We start from the raw sequence: 16,797 nt of genomic DNA, 5'->3' as shown, positions 1-16,797 counted from the left end.
CCGGCCTTTTCAAGTTTACGGGCATAATCTAACATTCTTTCTTTAGTGCTGAAACTTTCATCATTCCACCAAATGCCAAATCTTTTAATCTGACACTGATAGCGTTTGTCTCCTAATAGATTCTCGGATATTCCTATACGATATTTTGCCATTTTTATTCATCATCCCCAGCCGGATTTAACTTGTCTGACTCATTGATTGCGCGGCTGATAATATCACAATCAGTAAGTTTTCGTTGTATGATAGCCATCCCCCTTTTGCAATTATCACTTTGATTGAGGTCACAATACCCTCCCTTATATAAAATATCAGAAAGTTCGTCCAATACTTTAAGTGTGTCAGTGAGCCGGAGATATGTTATTCCGGTTACTTCTTTGTTGTATGGACGGACTTCTTCTATCCGTTTGTCAAGGGATAGACAAGCAAGCTCTGCCATACATCTTGTAAGTTCTACTTTGGCAAGTAAGGCACTGTTTTCAATCCGGCATTTGTCAAATTCCAGTTTAATGGAGTATTCCATTTTAAGCAGATCAGGTTGTACTTCATCTGCAATATACTGGTTAGCATCAGCCATGAAAAAAGCCCGGTGTCCAGCTATTTTATTGATTTTCTTTTCATATTGAAGCATCAACTGTTCCAGTTTATTTCCTTGCTGCTTTACGCGGAAACGACAAAGCCTTGATTTACGTAATTCACTTAACATTTCTACAATTAAGGAACAAACTATGTCATTGGTGAACAATATGTTATATATTGCTGCCAGTGTGATATTTTCAGCTTTTAACTTCTTGTCTTTTATATCACCTATTTTTCTTTCCATAAGTTCATGAAATCTTTATAGACACATGGTAGTGCAAAGATAAGGACAAACGTCTCAACAATCAACTTTATTAATTGTCCGGTTCCTATATCAATCCATTCTGTTTTTATTATAATTCATTTTGGCTTCAATGAGTGAATCAATGTCACATTTGAAATGATGTAGTGTACTTAGGGCAACAATGATTACATCTGCCAGTTCTTCTTCTACATCTAAATACTCTTTAATATGTGGAGATTTCTCACCCGTACACTCAAAGACTTCGGCAACTTCTTCAAGCAGATCGCGGTGAAGATTGTTGTTGCTATCATTGTCGGGATCAATCTTTCCACGTCTTACGGCACATTCATAAGCTTTCTGCGCGATCTCATTTAATTTTCCCATTATCAATATGTTTTATCCAGTTATTATCTTTCTCCAAAAACCATTGCCAGCCATTTTGGGGCTTGATTTTTCGTTTTATATACCGGCGAACTGTGGCATAATTCAGATTTAGCTTTTGGGCGGCTTGGGTTATTGAATCGAATCTATACCATTTGCCTTCGGGAGTGATTGCGATACACGCAAAGGCATGGGCGTTTCCATTAGACCAATATCTATGTCCTTTCAAAGCCTCGCTGTGTCTTTTTCTTATTTCAACAGCTCTCTCTTTGCCATAGTATTCTTCATAGGTTTTTCCTCTTAATCCGTGGTGATAGCCTTTATTGAAAACATTATGTCCGTTGACAACCCGTGTGACCGGTATTTCAGGGTCTAATCTTAATTCCATATTATTCCTTATTTTTGTAATTATCTCTTCTCATTTGGTGATAGCGATAGTACATGGATAAGTCGAGTTTACGAATGAAATTATCATCCGCTTTCATGTCAGAAACTTTTTGGGCAGGCTTGACTACCTCAAAGAAAATTCTCTTTACCGCATACCTTCCCTTTTCAAGAGAATAACATTGCACTGATCCTTCATAAGCATAAATAAGCCCGGCAAAATCAGGGACTTCATCGGGCTTTATCAAACTTTTTGGTACTATATAATAAAAATAATTGGTACGTTGGCCGGAAGTGACAACATCAAACTTGTTCTTGCCATATTTATCACTTTTCTTTTTATCCTTATGGAAATCACATCTGCTTACTTTTACTTCATATTCATAAGTCAGGCGTGACCGGGTAACTTCCAATAAGTCAGCTTCCCATTTCCCGACAAAAATATTGGGAAAGATGCGGTTTCCTTTTTTATCACGAAAAACATGATCGCAAAAGCCTTGTATAATATCAAGTGTTTTCATTTGATCTTTCCATGTTCCTTATCCAGTTCATACTCAAAAAATCCTTTTGCCTTATCATAAAGTCCGTCCTTTATATCAGAGAAATACATAGCGGCATTAAAGGCTTTCAATGCTGCCACACGAGCTTTCTTCTTATAATAGTCTGCCCGTTTGATCGTATTTTCTTCTTTTCTACGTTCTTGCTGTTCCAAATATCGGTCAACCGCTTCTCGTCCCCAACGGAACATGTCTTCTTTGTCGGCAAAGGTGGCAGATTCTTCACGGATCAGCCTTTTCTCCGAGGAAATGACATAAGCTGATATTCCTTTGTATCTACGAATGGAAACGGCTATGTCGAAACCTTTATAATTTTGCTGTTCAACATAGCCGCCAAGAGTATATGGGAAGTCTGTCTTTTCTATCATACAGCTTTGATATTGATTAGTGGCACAATTGTATCAATAATTTCTACCGTAGGTTCTATAAGCTCTTTTATTTCCTGAACATTTTTGTATGCCATAGGACTTTCATCCAATGTCCCTTCACATACGGAAGTGGAATACACTTTGCTCATTTGGGTTTTGAATGCGTCCATTGATAATCTTTCTTTAGCTTCGGAACGGGAGTATAAGCGTCCTGCACCATGTGGTGCAGAATAGTTCCAGTCTTTGTTTCCCTTACCACGACAAAGAAGAATACCGTCTGCCATATTCATAGGAATCACAACGTAATCATTGGCGTATGCGGCAATAGCCCCTTTACGGATTATCATATCATCAAAGCTGATATAGTTATGGACTGTCTCAACGGATATTGTAGCGTTCCAGCTCAAAGTTCTGATTATACGCTGTATAATCAACTTGCGGTTGAATGCGGCATATCCTTGTGCGATCACCATGTCACATAAATAGTGGAGCATTGCTTCATTTGTGAGATACCCGGAATATTCGGCAAATTTTTCCTTCAAACGTAGTATTTCAGTTTGCATGAATTGTGGCTCAACAGTGGACTTCAAGCGTTGAATTTCATTAGAAAAAGCCTTTTTATCAAATTTTGCTATTTCTGCATGGTATTTACAGACCTTCACACCAAAGTTGCGCGATCCGGTATGTATTGTAAGAAATATATTATTGGTTGACTCGGCACGCCCCAGTTCTATAAAGTGGTTTCCACCTCCCAATGTACCTAAAGAGTTGTAGAATGTGCCTTCATTTATCCCCACCTTCTTACAAAGTTGTGATACATATTCTTCATTAATAACTGGTTTGGTTAGTTGGTATTTAGAGCAGAACTGATCCATTCTGATAGATAAGAAGGTAAACAAATCTTCCTTTTCTTGTTTGGATAAGGGTTGTTGGTTAATCTCAAATCCCATAGGTATGATGGAACGGATTGCATGATTAATGTCCGGGAAAGACTCTTCTGTTATTGCATTTTCAATTTCTACACACAACATTCCACAACCAATATCCACTCCGATATGATTGGGGTTGACACGATCTGTAACTGGCATGGTGAATCCAATCACTATATCTACTCCCTGATGGGTATCAGGCATAATACGAACCGGAACACCAGTCGTAACCGGATTGTTCAAAATGTTTTGTATCGTTCCAATAGCTTCATTTTCTATTGCATTTGTAAATATTTTACAATCTTTGCCGAATTTTCCTTGTAATTCAATCATAATCAAATCTTTTCGTTAAGTTTTTCAAGAAGTTCATTCGCACAGTTCTTTGCGTATTCTTCATCTTCATCATGAAAGGACTTGACTGTTATCCAAATCCCTGCAAATTTAACTTGTACTTTGTAATCAAGAAGGAGGTATTTCTCTCTGTTTCCGCTGCAATTATCTTCTACGAAGGTAGTCGTTTTATTGATTCTGTACTGTTTCATCATTATTTATTTCTTTAGAGTGGCAATTTCTATCAAGTATCTTAATGCACTGTTTAATTCCAGTATCAAATCCTTCTTTATAGCCTTTGGTATGCTCACCTAAAACATATATAGTCATTGACAGCCAAAATAGAAGTATGCCAACGGATTTATACCAGCATGGTAAAGATACAGAAAAGGGTTTTAAGGTGATAGAGAAATCACCGATCCACAGAAGACCGGCAATGAGCATGAGTAAATATAAGACTTTCATCATTTATCATTGTTAAGTTCAACATATTTGCCTTGTAAAGAGCAGTTCCTTAAAATTTCGGCATTTTCCCGGCCAAATGCAATAAGAACACTACCGCAACCGGGGCTGTCCCCACGTGTTCCATCGGGACGGAAGAATTTTATTCGATTCCTCAAAAACATCATACCGGTTGCTTTCGTGAAGATGATGTCTTGAAACTTATTGCTGTCACACCGGTTAAAAAGTAGTGCTATACCGTTGCCGTGTTCTGCCAATTTCTCTACAAACTGCCATATAAGCGGTTTGGAGTACGGAGGGTTAAGCCAAATTCGCCCCCCCCCAATTTTGTATAAGACCATTGTCCTGCTTGTTGTACATGATTTTTGCGGTAGGCCAAAGAGGGTGCATGGGAGCACATGGATCAAGGTCAAATTCACCTAATGCTTCAATGATTTCTCGTGGTGTGTACCATTCATCGGAAGCGTTTGCAGATCGTTCAAAAGATGTATTCATGTATTACTTACATTTAGGATTTTACGAATTTCTATATGATCGCAATTTTCATCAGCCTTTTTCAGAATATAAGCAATTTCTTCTTCCTTACTCATGTTCTGTGGACGTTTCGTTGCTTCTGCTCTCAATTCAGAAATAATTTTATCTACTTCGGGATTAGGAGTTTCATATAATTTTTTAAATTCAGCGGCTCTACGTTTAATAAGTCGCTCTGTCTTTTTGTTTAATTTCATCTCACAATATTTTAAAGTATTCCTTACATAAAAACCTTTTCTTGGTGAAAAGTCTTTGAAGTCGCAACTCATGTATATTTCCTTCCTATCAGCCCAATGTGCCATGTCTTTCTGCCACTGTGGAATAATTTGGTGTGGATTGTTCAGATCACGAAAGGGTTGACAATGTGGAAGAAAACGGCGGCTTTTAGATTTCCAGTAGTTGACGCGCGCAAACGATTCTTCAAAGTCCATAAGGATGCAATACAAGAAATATTCCCCTTTATATCCATACTTGTCTATTAAAGCGGAAGCACGTTCAACTTCTGCAATCTGTCCCGGTGTATCGCATCCAAAGCGAATACGTTTAATCCATTTTACTTTTGCAAGTAGCCGAGCGATTTCATCCGTGATTAAACGAGCATCCAGTCCTTGATTAAAATCCACTTTGATACCCAGTTTGATGATTTTCTCTATTTGCTGCAAGCCATAGTTTGAGGCCAGTATATTATTATCCATAAGGATAGCTTTCTTCCGTCCGGCTGTTATTTCCTCAATATCCATATAAGGTGAGATTTTTCCTTCTTTTTTAGGAACAACACACCATTTACACCGATTGGGACACCCACGTGTCAGAAATCCATAGGACAAATTGGAGTCAATATTGTAGATCGAGTAATCAGGTTGAAGACGATCAACCTCAATTGGAAGAACTTTTTCAATATCATATCCAGTACCACCTTTTTCTATTTGGTTAGCATTGATATAATAGTTATAGTCGGGTGTGAAAGTGAAAACTTTAGCTGCATATACTTTATCATATTTACATAGTGGATTATACCATTCCACTTGATCGCCTCTTGCTTTGTGGTAAGCACTGATCTTCATAAGTGCTAAATTGGGGAAATTGCTATCAACGGCTAAAATTCCAATATTCATTATTCTTCAAATTTAGGTTTTGGCATCCATGCTATCGGTTCCCATGACGGAGGTATGCTACTCATTGAAGAGTAAATTGGGTTACCTTTGTACGTATCATAGATATAACCATCCATGCAAAACCATACATTGTTGCTATATGTACCGTTAAAAATCGCACCATGTTTACATAGAATGATGATGTCTTCATTTTCATCCGGCAACCGTTCTTTCACTGATACCCACGGAAGTTGTTTTGTCTGCCATCTGGCTCCTTCTTTAAATCCTATTCTAAAACAAGTTATTTTATCCCAGTCAGGATGTACGCCTCCAATTTCATTTACGGCTTCTTCTAATGTCTGCTTCATATTCTATGAATTTAGAATTTAAAATTATTCCATACACTTACGGTATTTAAAATCATAGGTCACATGACCTAAGGCACGGAGAATGCCTACGACATCTTGTTGAAAAGGATTTCCCCGACTATTTGCTACATGATTTTTTGCCATTTTATTTTTAATGCGTATATTTGAACCTCATTTGCAATGTCGCAAATGATTAATTTTTTTAATTATGAAAAATTTAATTAGAAAAAGCATTCTATAGCTTTACTACCGTACGGCTATGGCAATGCTTAAAATTGAATAGACGGTAGGTTGGGACTTTGTGCTAAACTGTGTTGATCTTTTGTAGTGGTTGATTGAAAAAATTATTTAGTACAGCTAAGTCCTTAATTTAGGTGGTTATAGCACAAGGGTTCCACCTCTTTCCATTCCGAACAGAGAAGTTAAGCCTTGTCACGCTGATGGTACTGCATAATTGTGGGAGAGTAGGTCGCTGCCATTTTCTTTTAAGCCTTGTTATCTTTATTGATAGCAAGGCTTAAAACATTTACATTAAAGGTTTATCACCAATAGTTATTTCTTTCATTTTATCAGATCACTTTAATTCATCTTCTAATATTAATCCTCCATTTAGAATATGATTACGCATACCTTCACTCAATGACATTGTTTGCTCCAAATTGGGACGTACCCAATTATAAACTTTCACGTATGACGGTGGAGCCTGCTTTGAAGATTTCGTATGCATCATATCCCCTCCGCATTTACATCTCATGATGAAGGGAGTTACACCTTTGTCTTTGTATAGAGTTACCTTATAATTATTGCATTTATTACATTCATATAGGTTATATTCTCCCCGGCCATCATAAATTTTAGCATCTTCAATACTTGCAACCATACTATTGTATTGTTGAGCTATATTCTTTTTACTCATTTAATCTATATTTTTCATTAAACATGGAATCCGCTTCTTGAAACTGTTTTGTGAAGCGATTCTTTTTATAATCTCTTGGTGCAGTACATCCAGTTAACAAAACAAGGAGTGTACAGATAAGTAGTATTTTCTTCATAATATTTTTATTTATTCGCATAGTCCATGAAACATACTCATGCAGGCATATCCACCTTCCGGCTCGAACATATCAGGGGTATGTTCTTTAACGTACTCCAAAACTTCCTCTACATAAGGATATTGTTTGTTTTTACAGAATCTTTGAGGTATGTATGATGGAGGAAAGAAGGAATGTCCCACGTTTTTCTCTGCTTGAATCAGACGTTGACACATTTCTGGATCGTTTTTGGCTATAAGTTCAATTTCTTTATGCCGACACATGATACACGGGAAACATCCAACACGTGAGAATCCACGATAATACAATGGATTCGGTTTCTGCCCTGCATCCAGTATGCAATCTATAACTTGCTGTGCACTCCATTTGAAGATCGGTCTTAGAACAGAAGCGTCAAATTGGGAACACCATTCTTTGACATCCTTACTTCGGTAGTTTTCAGTTCTTCCTTTCTTATTAGGTTGAAAATACGATTTGAAGTACATACATTCCTCTTCCATTGCCGCACGTGCTGTACTTTCTCCGGCTCTGATACCTTGTATAATAATGCAGCTTTCTTTCAAAGAAAGTACATAATCAATCATTGGCTTCATTTTTAGTTCACTGGTACAAAACCGTGCATTCGTGGAAGGAAATCTTTTCTTGTGAACTGCCAAAGACACAAAATCGTATTTTGATTTGAGAGTTATAAGTCTTACTCCCATTTGCAGACAAACATCATTCACATGTTTATATGTGTCAGGGTGTTCCCAGCCGGTGTCACAAAACACAGCGGTTAAATTCCCCCCCCCATATTGTTTGAAGGCTTGGATCAAACATGCTTGTGAATCCTTACCACCTGAAAAACTTACTAATATTTTCATTTTTATGTCATTTCAATTTTTACATATTCATTTTTATTAATCCCGGCACTACCTTTGGGAGAATACACTAATCGGCCTCCATTATCCAATATCTTTTGTACATCTTTCATAGCTTGGTGTGCTTGGGTATAGTCTTTGTATTCTTGGTGGCCTATTGGGTATTTACAATATCTTCTGCCACCGTCAGGCATGATGCTGATACCGAATACTGTTTCACGAGTTTTTCGGTTGAAATTCTGTTGAGTCCTTACTTTCATTTTTTTTGATACATTTTCCCAGTTTAAGTATAAATACACATTCGTTATCCGGTGCTCCCCAATTGGTGTTACCAACTCCGATGGTTATAGATTCAAGTTCAAAAAGCATTGTCCGTTTGGTGTAGCCAAAACGGAAGCGAACATGAGTGTATTCTTTGGGGTGAAAGCCGTTTCCACGTGTAATACAAGAAAAACAAATAGCTTTCTTACAATAGAAACCTGTCTTTTCATAGGAATTGCGACCTCCACATTTTGCTAATCTTCCGATCCAGTATTTCTTGATCTCTCTGTATTCTTCTTTCTTATTTCCGGATTCGATCATTTCATACCATTTTGCTTTTAATGGCAGGTCAAGGATTTTCATATTAACCATAGTCTAAAAGAGTTGCGGATTCTGTTTGTCGTGAAGGATTTTTTGAACACGTTCAATTTCTTCATCTACTTCACGCTCAATTTGTTTACTTATTCGTAAATCTATCTGTCTCTTATTTTTTAAATATTCTTTTTGGCAACGGCGCATTTCCACCACTTTGTCGAAAAATTCTTTTGGAGTCATAGATTTAAAAGGTATGGAAAAGGCCGCTTTGATGCGGCCTCCCCAGTGTGATTACTTTTTTCCAATCAGAAAGTCTTTCCACAATTCTTTGAATTGTTCTCCAAAGTAAATTGCGATTTCACTTGATTTTACAGCAAGGCGAGAGCCGATATTCGCATCCGAGTTCGACCAACCGTGATCCGAGTCCGCAGAAGCGAGGCCGCAATTCGCACCGTTATCCGCATAACCGCCCCAAAGAACCAGCTGATTACGATCCTCTTCGTCCATTTCATCAATTTCTTTCTGATTATAAAGATAAAACCACGGCGTATAACGGTATTCATCTTTAGTAAATCGTGGAAAATCAGGATCGTTGTTCAATGCACGAGCAATTGTGCATAGTTTGATGTAGGCGAGGTGTGCAATATCAGCCACTTCTTCTTTGTGTCCGTCTTCATCCTCAACAAGTAGGCGAACAATAGGTTTTACACCTATTGCTTCACAAGCATCTTCGTAGGTTTTAATATTGTGATAATCTGTATAATCCGGCTTTTGCTTTCCGAATAGGGCTGTTAGAATACTAATTGCTTTAGGACAGTCGTTTGCTTCACTAAAAGCGGCTGTTACCTTTTCTTGTGTGATTTTAAGTTCTGACATAATGTAAATTATTTATTGTTAATACTATATCCGAATAATGCAAAATCTCCCCGGCACGGATCATCCGGGAAAATTGTTTTCATGTAATTGGTTACTTGTTGAACCATTTTCCAGTCCTCTGTTTTGCGTGTTGTTATCCCAAGCTGGTGTGCCATTTTTGCAACATGTGCATCCAATGGTATGTATAATTCTGTCGGGTGAATAATATTCCAAATACCTAAATCCACCGGCGATTTTCGTACTACCCACCGTAGAAACAGACAAATACGCTTGCATGGAGAATCACGCTCCAATTTTGGAATACCTTTTACGCCACCAAAATCTGTTTGTATTTCACGGATAACATTGTTGTAACCCTCATAAAATACTTCCAAATCATCCCATTCCTGATATATGTTGTACAACCGCTGGCAAATGCAGAAGAAGTCATGGTAGGTGAACATACGGTAGAAGGTATTTGTATTTTCTTTGTATTGTTCCCATACTTTGTTCATAATGAAGGCATAAGGAGAATTACCCATTAGATTATCCAAAATCTCTGCTTGCTGCATTATCAGTTTGCGATTCCCGAAAGCTATCCATGAAGTAAGAAAGGCACTGATTTCTATGTCCTTTTTATCATTGTACTTATGTGGAAAAAATATAGGATCATCTTTTATAAAATCAGGTGTTTCAAATTGTTTCGCCCAGTCAAGTAGTTTGTCTCTTAGTTCTTCCATAATATTCTTCTTTCCATTTTTTGAAAGCGGCTTCTTTATCATTTGATTTCATCCTTTGTATGAATGATTGATGGGATTCCAATAATTCTTTGGCCTCTTCATCTCCATTTTCCGATCTTTCAGTTAGATGTTTGATATATTCTCCGTAGAACATTCCAGTGCTGTTATTATTTTGTTCATGGGCTTCATTAATTGAAAGAGAAGAAACAATTTCATCACGCTGTGCATCGTATTCATTTAACCAGCCGAGAATGATATTACCGTCCAGCCTATCGTAAATCTTACCGGAAGCCATAGCATTACGGAAACACAATTTGATTTCCTCCAATTTGAGATAATAGAATCTGTCTATTATTAGATCAGCGGTAAGTGCCACTTGAACATCATTCATCGTTTTTCCGACATTGAAAAAAGACACAAGCTCGTTAATCGCAATTACCAGTATGGCTCTTGCGCCAGCCAATGTGATTTCTTTTCTTATAACGGAGAGTGGTAGGTTAGGAGTGTTGAGAACAGCTTCTTTAATCGAACTTACGTGCAATCCCTTGTAATACTCCGCTTGCAAGGTCAGCAAGTCTTTCAACGCTTTCTTTTCGGTTGCCGGGAGATTGCTGTTGACTTGAATTAAGTTGTTTCCCATACTTGTTAAAATCATTATTAGACCATCTGACTAAACGTTTGGAAACTTCAAATGTACGTTCCTTCTCAAAGCGCATTTTCCGTCCTCCGCATTCAGTCCAATACTCGAAAAAGTCCTTCAACATATCATCAGGATATTTCCCTCTGTACATGAGGACTTCACTTCTGAATTTGTCTTTCCTTGCAGAAAGAGAATCTTTATTCATATTCATCTTATGGCCTAATCCGGCCATGAATGCTTGTTCCAATGTTGCATCAGGATGATCCCGACACCACTGGGTTGCTAATTCTTCTGATTTCATTTGATTTATAATTTAGATAACCAATATTTCCATACTCGTGAGGCTACATGCGCCATCATAACGGGTGGTACACTCATTCCACAGATATAATGTGGGGATTGGTTGCAAAAGTTATAGTCGATGGGGAAAGTAGAGACTTTACAGATTTCAGATGTACTTAGATATAAAGGCTGTGTAAAGTGTATCAAATCATCATGCTTGGAAGTTATCGTATTGCAGATGCGATCTTCAAGTATATATTTCTTTGAGAAGAATAACTCTTTACCGTATAGCCGCATACATGTATCAGACATGTCTTTATCAGTAATTTCTCTATGTTCCCAAACATATCGAATTTTTGTACCATTTTTAATTTCTTTCCCCTTAAAGTCTGTTATTTCTTTCATCAAAATGGGTATTTCATTGAACTTCATACAAATATGTGGCTCAACATTGAAGAGGTCTGAAACTTTTAGAAAATGGACTCCCAAATCATGCCTGATACATATAAAGAATACACGTTCTCTTTTTTGAGGTACTCCCATTTTAGAAGCATCAAGAAGAAAATGCTGACAATAATAACCAGCTTCCTCAAAGTCTTTGTATATACGTCTGACATAATCAATCGCATTCCCTAAAAGAAGTCCTTTCACATTTTCAGCAATAACGACTTTAGGTTTTAAGCGTTTGGCAAGTGCAATAAAATCAAAAAAGAGCGTGTCTAAAACTTGTGTCTTTTGACCTTCCTTGAATTTCTTTTCTTTACCCCACGCATCTTCACGTAATCCCGACATGCTAAATGTACTGCAAGGTGGTGATCCGTCCAATATATCTAAATTGTATAGTTCTTCGGGAAGATTATTCCTTTTCACTAAATCACGAATATCTTCTAAATAACTATACTGGGGATGATGGTTTGTTTCATAGCATTTCATCATTCGTGGATCAATCTCATTACAGCCAATAACATCGTAACCTGCTATTTTGTAACCCATAGTAGAGCCACCGCCACATGCAAAACAAGAAAATACCTTTCCTTTATCTTTAGTAAAAACAACATCTTCTAAAGACCAGCGATAAGGATAGAGATGTTGTGTATGGGGGGGGTAATTACATCTTTCATCATTCCACCTCCCATAATTCAGCTACTCTTTTGAACTCTTCATCAGCCGGAACCGGGCAATCTTTGATCCATTGCATATCTTTTACTTTCCATAACGAAAGGTCTGTGTTGTCAGGAATATGCTTTTTAATATCAGGAAAAAGATTGAGCCGAAGAGATTTACTTTCCATAAGTTCATCTTTGTAATCCAACAAAAAATTATTGGCCTCCAATAAACTATGAACATCATTAACAGAATGTGGAGTGTAAACAACTCCATCGAAGTATCTGATATAATTGGGGAGCATATCAGCCAGTGCCGTATATAGAAATAATTTTCCTTTATTGCCATAGGCCAATTTTTGAACGGTTTTGATACTTTCAGCCAAATTTACCAGTTTTTCAGGAAACAAAAGTGGTTCTCCACCAGTTATCATGATCTCTTTGTAATTAAAGTGCTCAACAACTGGTAATTTTGAAAAATCCCATGAGTTGTTGCAACACATAGGACATTTGTTCGGACATTTGGTTGTAACCAATAGACGTAACTTTTCCATTTATAATGATATTGTTTGGGTGTATTTCAATTCTCCGGTATATCCACGTGCTTTCAATTCTGCGATAAGTTCCCGTGGAGAAAATTTTGCCAATTCAGGATTGGAATATATTTTCTTCAAATTTCCCCCCCCCGGAGTTTTCTTACGGTTTCTGGCATAAACATTACCGCACTCTTTACAATATGTCTGCAATCCATCTTTGGTTGAAGCATTTTTCCAAAACTCACTGACCGGAAGTTCCCGGCCACATTTGCTACATTTTTTTAATTTTTCCATTATTCCTTTTCTTTAATTCTACCATATTCACATATTAGTAAAGCATCCGAAGTTGCCAATGTAACTTTTGCATACGGGAACAGCTGTTGGGCTTTCTTCTTTAAGATGTTTTTCCATTCTGTCTTACCCAATTTGTCTGTATTTCGTAATCCTATAGTTTTTTGCCAAGTTTGTGGAGATACTGTTACTGTCGGAATCCCACAAGCTATCAATCCCATAGTCAGCTGTCCGTAACCTTCTCCAAAAACAAAAGAGGCAGAAGCACTTTGTCCGGTCATGCCATTCACTCGTTCCAAATAACAAACGCTATTTTCTTTGTATATGGAGAGAAAATCTAATAAGTCTTTGGGAGTTGGTGGCATTTTGATACACTCCAATAATTTGTTATTCTCGGTGTCGTACACTACAATTCCACCGTTTTTGCCAACATCTATACCTATGATCCTTCGTTTCATAAATTATACTTTTTTGTTTATAAATCTTTTGAGCTTAATTACATCTTTCTTTCCAAGCCTTAGTGCTTCACTGGTCTTGATGTCAGAAGGTGAGGCTTTACAATTCTCGGTTATCCTTTCAAAATGTCGGATAAAGGATTTTAGGAAATAGTCGGGGATTTCAACTTTCATAATGATTGATTTATGTGGATAAGCCCGGACTCGAACCGGGAACTGTTGCAATCAGGATTTTCGTTTCTGCTTCCGTTTGTACGTATGTCAAGTGTTAATAGCATATTACCTGACTCGTGATGCTATTCGTGCATTTTTACCACAGAAACTAAGCGTCTTCCGATTTCGCCACTTATCCGTTTGCCTCTACAATAGAGGCATTTTACATGAACAAAAAGACTCTTTGTAGTATCTACCGTCGTGGAGCGTATGCAGCGTACTCGACTCGACTTGCAAAGAGAAGAAAAAAGGTGAGGCATGATAGTTCCCGGATAGGCGGTCAAGCCACACCGGGAGAAGCTGATTATTAATCGGGTTGATAATTATTATTTTAGGAATTTAGCAAAAGTCTTGATTGAGCCTTCATTATTACTTTTTAAAGAGGCCAATTCTGTATTTTTAGAAGTTAGTGTAGAAATAACAGATTTATTCTTTTCGATTTCTGCATCAATATCACTATTAAGTGTTTCCAAATCGGCTTTTGCTTGTGCAAATTGAGACAATATCGTATCTCTTCTTTGTTGAAATGTCAGCATATTATTTTGTCATTTTTAAAAATTCAGGAGCAATGCCATATAGAGGTGTCTTCCCGTCCCACTTGTCTATAAATTGTTTATATAAAATCTCACGGGTGAGTCCACGGGACGCAATTAAAGCTTGTTCTGTTTTTAGTTGCTCCAGTTCGTTTTGCTTCTTTTGTTCTTCAATCTTCTGATCAAGTACCGAAATATTAGTGTTTACCTCGTTACGGCTATCTATTTTATCGCGGACAGCTCTTGAAAATTCCAATTGTGCGGAGAAGGTCAACAACTGCAATCCCCGTTTCTCAAATTCTTTATCAACGATCTGTTCCAGTCTCTTTTCAAATACCAATGAACCACCGTCAGCCATCAGACTGTCTGTTTTATGTTTGCGACTTTCTTCTTTGATAAGATCATATATACGTGGCTCCAAAATATTATCTTCTAATGATTGCATAAAGCCATCTTTTCCCGATGGGGTGTCAGCCTTATCAATATGCTTGTTATCAAATACAATATCAATAGCCCTGTTTTTCATTACTTTATAAGAGTAAGTTGGCCGGGCTGTAAACTCTGTATTGTCGGCTGCCTTTAGTGTGACTGGATCAGAAAATTCTCCGCGCTGATCGAATAGCGGAACTTGAAAAAGCTCTGTGCCTAATTCCCATGTAGATACCTTACCGGCAACGATTTTAAAATCTTCTTTCCCTTGTTTGCCGTAGTTCTCCATAAGGACACCGGCATAATTGGGAGCAACTCTTTCGCATGAAGCAAACAAAACAACGGCAAATAGTGCCACAATCAAAAAATCAATCTTTCTTTTCATTTTCTACTTTTTTTTAATGATATTATAAACTATAAATGCTACTGTCAGCATAATTATTGAAATTCCCAACCACGCATTTATGTGATTGAATACGCGGTTGCCAATGAAGAAAGCCGATACGACAAGTACCGGCTTCCAGTATTTCTTTACAGTCTTCATTGTTATTGTTCGATAATGGCAATATCCGGCGCCAATTTACGGATCAACAATAATTGCTCGTCAATGGCCTTGTTGCGTTCCTCTTCCACTATCACTTCTGCACCAGGGGAGCAAAGGGACAATCGAATATTACGCCCGTCCACATCTGCAATGATTTCCACTTCAATCTCTTCTGCAGGGCGACCTTTGAAAATCGGGACAATAAGATTGAATGAGGCCGGAAGATTGGAGTTGACAACTTGGCTGTAATTGTCAGTGCGACTACCGTTGTCTTGTCGGGAGTTTTCCACTTTTGAGTCAATGCTGGCTTTGAAGTTCTTCAAGACTGTTACCAGTTCCATGTTGTATTGTGCATCCTTGAAGAAGGCACGATTCATTTTGAAGAACTTTGAAAGCTGCACCGGTTCCCATGTCTTGCTTGTGTTAATACCAAATTCAAGAAACTTGGGATAGTATTTCAACTCACCTCTTACAGTAGCTTTATTCCTACTGTCAGTTTCATTGGTGACAAGTTAAAGTGTCATTTTCTCCCGATCAACAAGAATATAGCAACGTTTCTGATTGATCTGTTCTTTTTCAGAGATTCTTTTCAAGAGAAATTCATGAACACTTCCAATTGTTCCGGCTAATTCTACCTTATCAGGCTCCAGTACCGGTAACTCATTTTCTTCGTGAAGTTCAATAACCCTAAGTGTTGCTTCGGTCATACCTGGAGCAAAGTTCACTTGCATCTTTTCGTTTTCCATGCTGTTCTACAAATTTTTAGTTTTATTTTTAAATGATTTGGCAGGTTTGAAATGTGGAGTATAATGCTCCGCTATGACAATAGTCTCGTTTTTGTGTATGTTACGAGCTACTTTTCGTTTATAGTGTTTGGGTGACAGTGTGCCAAAACCTCTGATATAAAGAGTCTTTCCATTAGCTACTGCATTCACGGTCTCTTTTAGTGCTGCCTCTATGACAGTTCGGACTTCACAAATAGCGATACCGGTTGATTCGGCTACTTGCTTGATAAGTTCTTCTTTTCTCATGGCTTATCCCTCCGTACCAGTAGATTCAATGTCCTCGAATACAGTTTTTTGCATCTCTTGTGCTTCCATCGGACGTTCTTTAACCAAGTCACCATTACCGTTGTAATATCCAGTGGTACGAGTGCTACGTTCCATGAACTTAAAGCATTCATCCGTAATTTCCTCATAACCACGCTTTATATCGGTAAGCAACGTTTTTTTACGTTCCTTTTTAGGTTTCAGTTTGTCCTTGTATGCTTGCATGAAAGCTTTCTTTTCTTCTTCCAGTGCGGCCATGTCAAGGTCAATATTTGCCAATTCCGTTTTCCGTTCACCCATTTCTTCCTCACTGAAAGGAGAGGTATAGGTGATTCTTTCAACTGCTGCGCAATTGTCTTCCAACATTTGTCTGCGAAGCAATGGATTCTTGTCTTTAAATAGTTCTTTATCCATA

At 37.7% G+C, this 16,797-nt stretch carries 29 protein-coding genes, 1 rRNA gene and 3 pseudogenes; 2 read left to right on the top strand and 31 right to left on the bottom strand.

Going from position 1 to position 16,797, the window contains the following annotated elements:
* Positions 1–154 precede the first annotated feature (154 nt).
* The 12 genes and pseudogenes from DWW10_RS14160 to DWW10_RS14105 form a co-directional block, all read right to left on the bottom strand.
* Positions 155–820, bottom strand: coding sequence for a hypothetical protein (locus DWW10_RS14160; RefSeq protein WP_004326734.1), 666 nt, complete (start codon positions 818–820; stop codon positions 155–157).
* Between the two features lie 90 nt (positions 821–910).
* On the bottom strand, positions 911–1,204 hold the full coding sequence (locus DWW10_RS14155; protein WP_004326733.1) for a nucleoside triphosphate pyrophosphohydrolase family protein: 294 nt from the start codon (positions 1,202–1,204) through the stop codon (positions 911–913).
* Complete coding sequence (locus DWW10_RS14150) at positions 1,188–1,589, bottom strand: hypothetical protein (RefSeq protein WP_005794355.1); 402 nt, start codon at positions 1,587–1,589, stop codon at positions 1,188–1,190. Before DWW10_RS14150 ends, DWW10_RS14155 begins: the two co-directional genes overlap by 17 nt.
* A gap of 1 nt (position 1,590) precedes the next feature.
* Positions 1,591–2,106, bottom strand: a complete 516-nt coding sequence (locus DWW10_RS14145) for a hypothetical protein (protein WP_004326731.1) — start codon at positions 2,104–2,106, stop codon at positions 1,591–1,593.
* Positions 2,103–2,510 (bottom strand): hypothetical protein, encoded by a 408-nt coding sequence (locus tag DWW10_RS14140; protein WP_005794352.1) that lies wholly within the window; start codon positions 2,508–2,510, stop codon positions 2,103–2,105. Before DWW10_RS14140 ends, DWW10_RS14145 begins: the two co-directional genes overlap by 4 nt.
* Positions 2,507–3,772 carry an RtcB family protein gene (locus tag DWW10_RS14135; RefSeq protein WP_007846611.1) on the bottom strand — a complete coding sequence of 422 codons (1,266 nt, stop codon included), beginning with the start codon at positions 3,770–3,772 and terminating at the stop codon, positions 2,507–2,509. The genes DWW10_RS14140 and DWW10_RS14135 overlap by 4 nt, the downstream gene beginning before the upstream one ends.
* 2 nt (positions 3,773–3,774) lie before the next feature.
* Positions 3,775–3,984, bottom strand: a complete 210-nt coding sequence (locus DWW10_RS14130; protein WP_007857030.1) for a hypothetical protein — start codon at positions 3,982–3,984, stop codon at positions 3,775–3,777.
* Positions 3,959–4,234 (bottom strand): hypothetical protein, encoded by a 276-nt coding sequence (locus tag DWW10_RS26600; RefSeq protein ID WP_007846615.1) that lies wholly within the window; start codon positions 4,232–4,234, stop codon positions 3,959–3,961. The genes DWW10_RS14130 and DWW10_RS26600 overlap by 26 nt, the downstream gene beginning before the upstream one ends.
* Positions 4,234–4,726: pseudogene (locus tag DWW10_RS14120) on the bottom strand (DNA N-6-adenine-methyltransferase). The gene DWW10_RS26600 and the pseudogene DWW10_RS14120 overlap by 1 nt, the downstream one beginning before the upstream one ends.
* Complete coding sequence (locus tag DWW10_RS14115; RefSeq protein ID WP_007846621.1) at positions 4,723–4,959, bottom strand: hypothetical protein; 237 nt, start codon at positions 4,957–4,959, stop codon at positions 4,723–4,725. The pseudogene DWW10_RS14120 and the gene DWW10_RS14115 overlap by 4 nt, the downstream one beginning before the upstream one ends.
* 1 nt (position 4,960) lies before the next feature.
* Positions 4,961–5,877: pseudogene (locus DWW10_RS14110) on the bottom strand (radical SAM protein).
* Entirely contained in the window at positions 5,877–6,224 is a 348-nt protein-coding gene (locus DWW10_RS14105) for a DUF551 domain-containing protein (protein ID WP_007846625.1), read from the bottom strand. The pseudogene DWW10_RS14110 and the gene DWW10_RS14105 overlap by 1 nt, the downstream one beginning before the upstream one ends.
* 370 nt (positions 6,225–6,594) lie before the next feature.
* Here DWW10_RS14105 and rrf point away from each other — a divergent pair.
* Positions 6,595–6,705 (top strand): 5S ribosomal RNA (rrf, locus tag DWW10_RS14100).
* Positions 6,706–6,798: 93 nt separating this feature from the next.
* On the opposite strand, the gene DWW10_RS14095 is transcribed toward rrf, so the two are convergent.
* The 14 genes from DWW10_RS14095 to DWW10_RS14035 form a co-directional block, all read right to left on the bottom strand.
* Complete coding sequence (locus DWW10_RS14095) at positions 6,799–7,140, bottom strand: hypothetical protein (RefSeq protein ID WP_117928586.1); 342 nt, start codon at positions 7,138–7,140, stop codon at positions 6,799–6,801.
* The gene (locus DWW10_RS26060; RefSeq protein WP_165859467.1) at positions 7,133–7,276 is read right to left on the bottom strand and encodes a hypothetical protein; all 144 of its coding nucleotides are present in this window, start codon (positions 7,274–7,276) and stop codon (positions 7,133–7,135) included. The genes DWW10_RS14095 and DWW10_RS26060 overlap by 8 nt, the downstream gene beginning before the upstream one ends.
* A gap of 11 nt (positions 7,277–7,287) precedes the next feature.
* Positions 7,288–8,139 carry a phosphoadenosine phosphosulfate reductase family protein gene (locus DWW10_RS14090; protein ID WP_117928587.1) on the bottom strand — a complete coding sequence of 284 codons (852 nt, stop codon included), beginning with the start codon at positions 8,137–8,139 and terminating at the stop codon, positions 7,288–7,290.
* A 2-nt stretch (positions 8,140–8,141) separates the two neighbouring features.
* Complete coding sequence (locus tag DWW10_RS14085; protein WP_007846633.1) at positions 8,142–8,396, bottom strand: hypothetical protein; 255 nt, start codon at positions 8,394–8,396, stop codon at positions 8,142–8,144.
* Complete coding sequence (locus DWW10_RS14080) at positions 8,353–8,718, bottom strand: hypothetical protein (protein ID WP_117928600.1); 366 nt, start codon at positions 8,716–8,718, stop codon at positions 8,353–8,355. The genes DWW10_RS14085 and DWW10_RS14080 overlap by 44 nt, the downstream gene beginning before the upstream one ends.
* Positions 8,719–8,772: 54 nt before the next feature.
* Positions 8,773–8,952 (bottom strand): hypothetical protein, encoded by a 180-nt coding sequence (locus tag DWW10_RS14075; protein ID WP_007846636.1) that lies wholly within the window; start codon positions 8,950–8,952, stop codon positions 8,773–8,775.
* Between the two features lie 51 nt (positions 8,953–9,003).
* On the bottom strand, positions 9,004–9,588 hold the full coding sequence (locus tag DWW10_RS14070) for a hypothetical protein (protein ID WP_117928588.1): 585 nt from the start codon (positions 9,586–9,588) through the stop codon (positions 9,004–9,006).
* 8 nt (positions 9,589–9,596) lie between these two features.
* Entirely contained in the window at positions 9,597–10,307 is a 711-nt protein-coding gene (locus DWW10_RS14065; protein ID WP_007846638.1) for a TIGR02757 family protein, read from the bottom strand.
* Positions 10,279–10,947: a hypothetical protein gene (locus tag DWW10_RS14060; protein WP_117700611.1), complete on the bottom strand. Its 669-nt coding sequence runs from the start codon at positions 10,945–10,947 to the stop codon at positions 10,279–10,281. Before DWW10_RS14060 ends, DWW10_RS14065 begins: the two co-directional genes overlap by 29 nt.
* Positions 10,829–11,248 (bottom strand): hypothetical protein, encoded by a 420-nt coding sequence (locus DWW10_RS14055; RefSeq protein ID WP_007846640.1) that lies wholly within the window; start codon positions 11,246–11,248, stop codon positions 10,829–10,831. The genes DWW10_RS14060 and DWW10_RS14055 overlap by 119 nt, the downstream gene beginning before the upstream one ends.
* A 5-nt stretch (positions 11,249–11,253) precedes the next feature.
* The gene (locus tag DWW10_RS14050) at positions 11,254–12,222 is read right to left on the bottom strand and encodes a DNA cytosine methyltransferase (protein ID WP_259318635.1); all 969 of its coding nucleotides are present in this window, start codon (positions 12,220–12,222) and stop codon (positions 11,254–11,256) included.
* A gap of 127 nt (positions 12,223–12,349) precedes the next feature.
* A complete protein-coding gene (locus DWW10_RS14045) occupies positions 12,350–12,886 on the bottom strand; it encodes a hypothetical protein (RefSeq protein ID WP_117928590.1) in 537 nt (178 codons plus the stop codon).
* The gene (locus DWW10_RS14040) at positions 12,887–13,162 is read right to left on the bottom strand and encodes a hypothetical protein (protein WP_118487091.1); all 276 of its coding nucleotides are present in this window, start codon (positions 13,160–13,162) and stop codon (positions 12,887–12,889) included.
* Complete coding sequence (locus tag DWW10_RS14035; protein ID WP_005794319.1) at positions 13,162–13,617, bottom strand: RuvC family protein; 456 nt, start codon at positions 13,615–13,617, stop codon at positions 13,162–13,164. Before DWW10_RS14035 ends, DWW10_RS14040 begins: the two co-directional genes overlap by 1 nt.
* A gap of 377 nt (positions 13,618–13,994) precedes the next feature.
* Here DWW10_RS14035 and DWW10_RS26055 point away from each other — a divergent pair, with 377 nt between their 5' ends.
* Positions 13,995–14,138, top strand: a complete 144-nt coding sequence (locus tag DWW10_RS26055; protein ID WP_155520064.1) for a hypothetical protein — start codon at positions 13,995–13,997, stop codon at positions 14,136–14,138.
* A 15-nt stretch (positions 14,139–14,153) separates the two neighbouring features.
* Here the strand turns inward: DWW10_RS26055 and DWW10_RS14030 are convergent, their stop codons facing one another.
* The 5 genes and pseudogenes from DWW10_RS14030 to DWW10_RS14010 all read right to left on the bottom strand — a co-directional run bounded on the left by DWW10_RS14030 (position 14,154) and on the right by DWW10_RS14010 (position 16,796).
* Positions 14,154–14,363, bottom strand: a complete 210-nt coding sequence (locus DWW10_RS14030; RefSeq protein ID WP_004326707.1) for a hypothetical protein — start codon at positions 14,361–14,363, stop codon at positions 14,154–14,156.
* Position 14,364: 1 nt separating this feature from the next.
* Positions 14,365–15,174, bottom strand: a complete 810-nt coding sequence (locus DWW10_RS14025) for an SPFH domain-containing protein (RefSeq protein ID WP_004326706.1) — start codon at positions 15,172–15,174, stop codon at positions 14,365–14,367.
* A gap of 161 nt (positions 15,175–15,335) precedes the next feature.
* A pseudogene (locus DWW10_RS26595) lies at positions 15,336–16,079 on the bottom strand (hypothetical protein).
* A 6-nt stretch (positions 16,080–16,085) separates the two neighbouring features.
* A complete protein-coding gene (locus tag DWW10_RS14015) occupies positions 16,086–16,364 on the bottom strand; it encodes an HU family DNA-binding protein (protein ID WP_005794310.1) in 279 nt (92 codons plus the stop codon).
* Between the two features lie 3 nt (positions 16,365–16,367).
* Positions 16,368–16,796 carry a hypothetical protein gene (locus DWW10_RS14010; protein WP_057087798.1) on the bottom strand — a complete coding sequence of 143 codons (429 nt, stop codon included), beginning with the start codon at positions 16,794–16,796 and terminating at the stop codon, positions 16,368–16,370.
* Between the last annotated feature and the right edge of the window lies 1 nt (position 16,797).

The organism is Bacteroides intestinalis (genome assembly GCF_003464595.1).
Taxonomy (GTDB): Bacteria; Bacteroidota; Bacteroidia; order Bacteroidales; family Bacteroidaceae; genus Bacteroides; species Bacteroides intestinalis_A.
The sequence above is the reverse complement of the archived record's forward strand: the minus strand, read 5'-3'. Positions and strand labels throughout refer to the sequence as shown.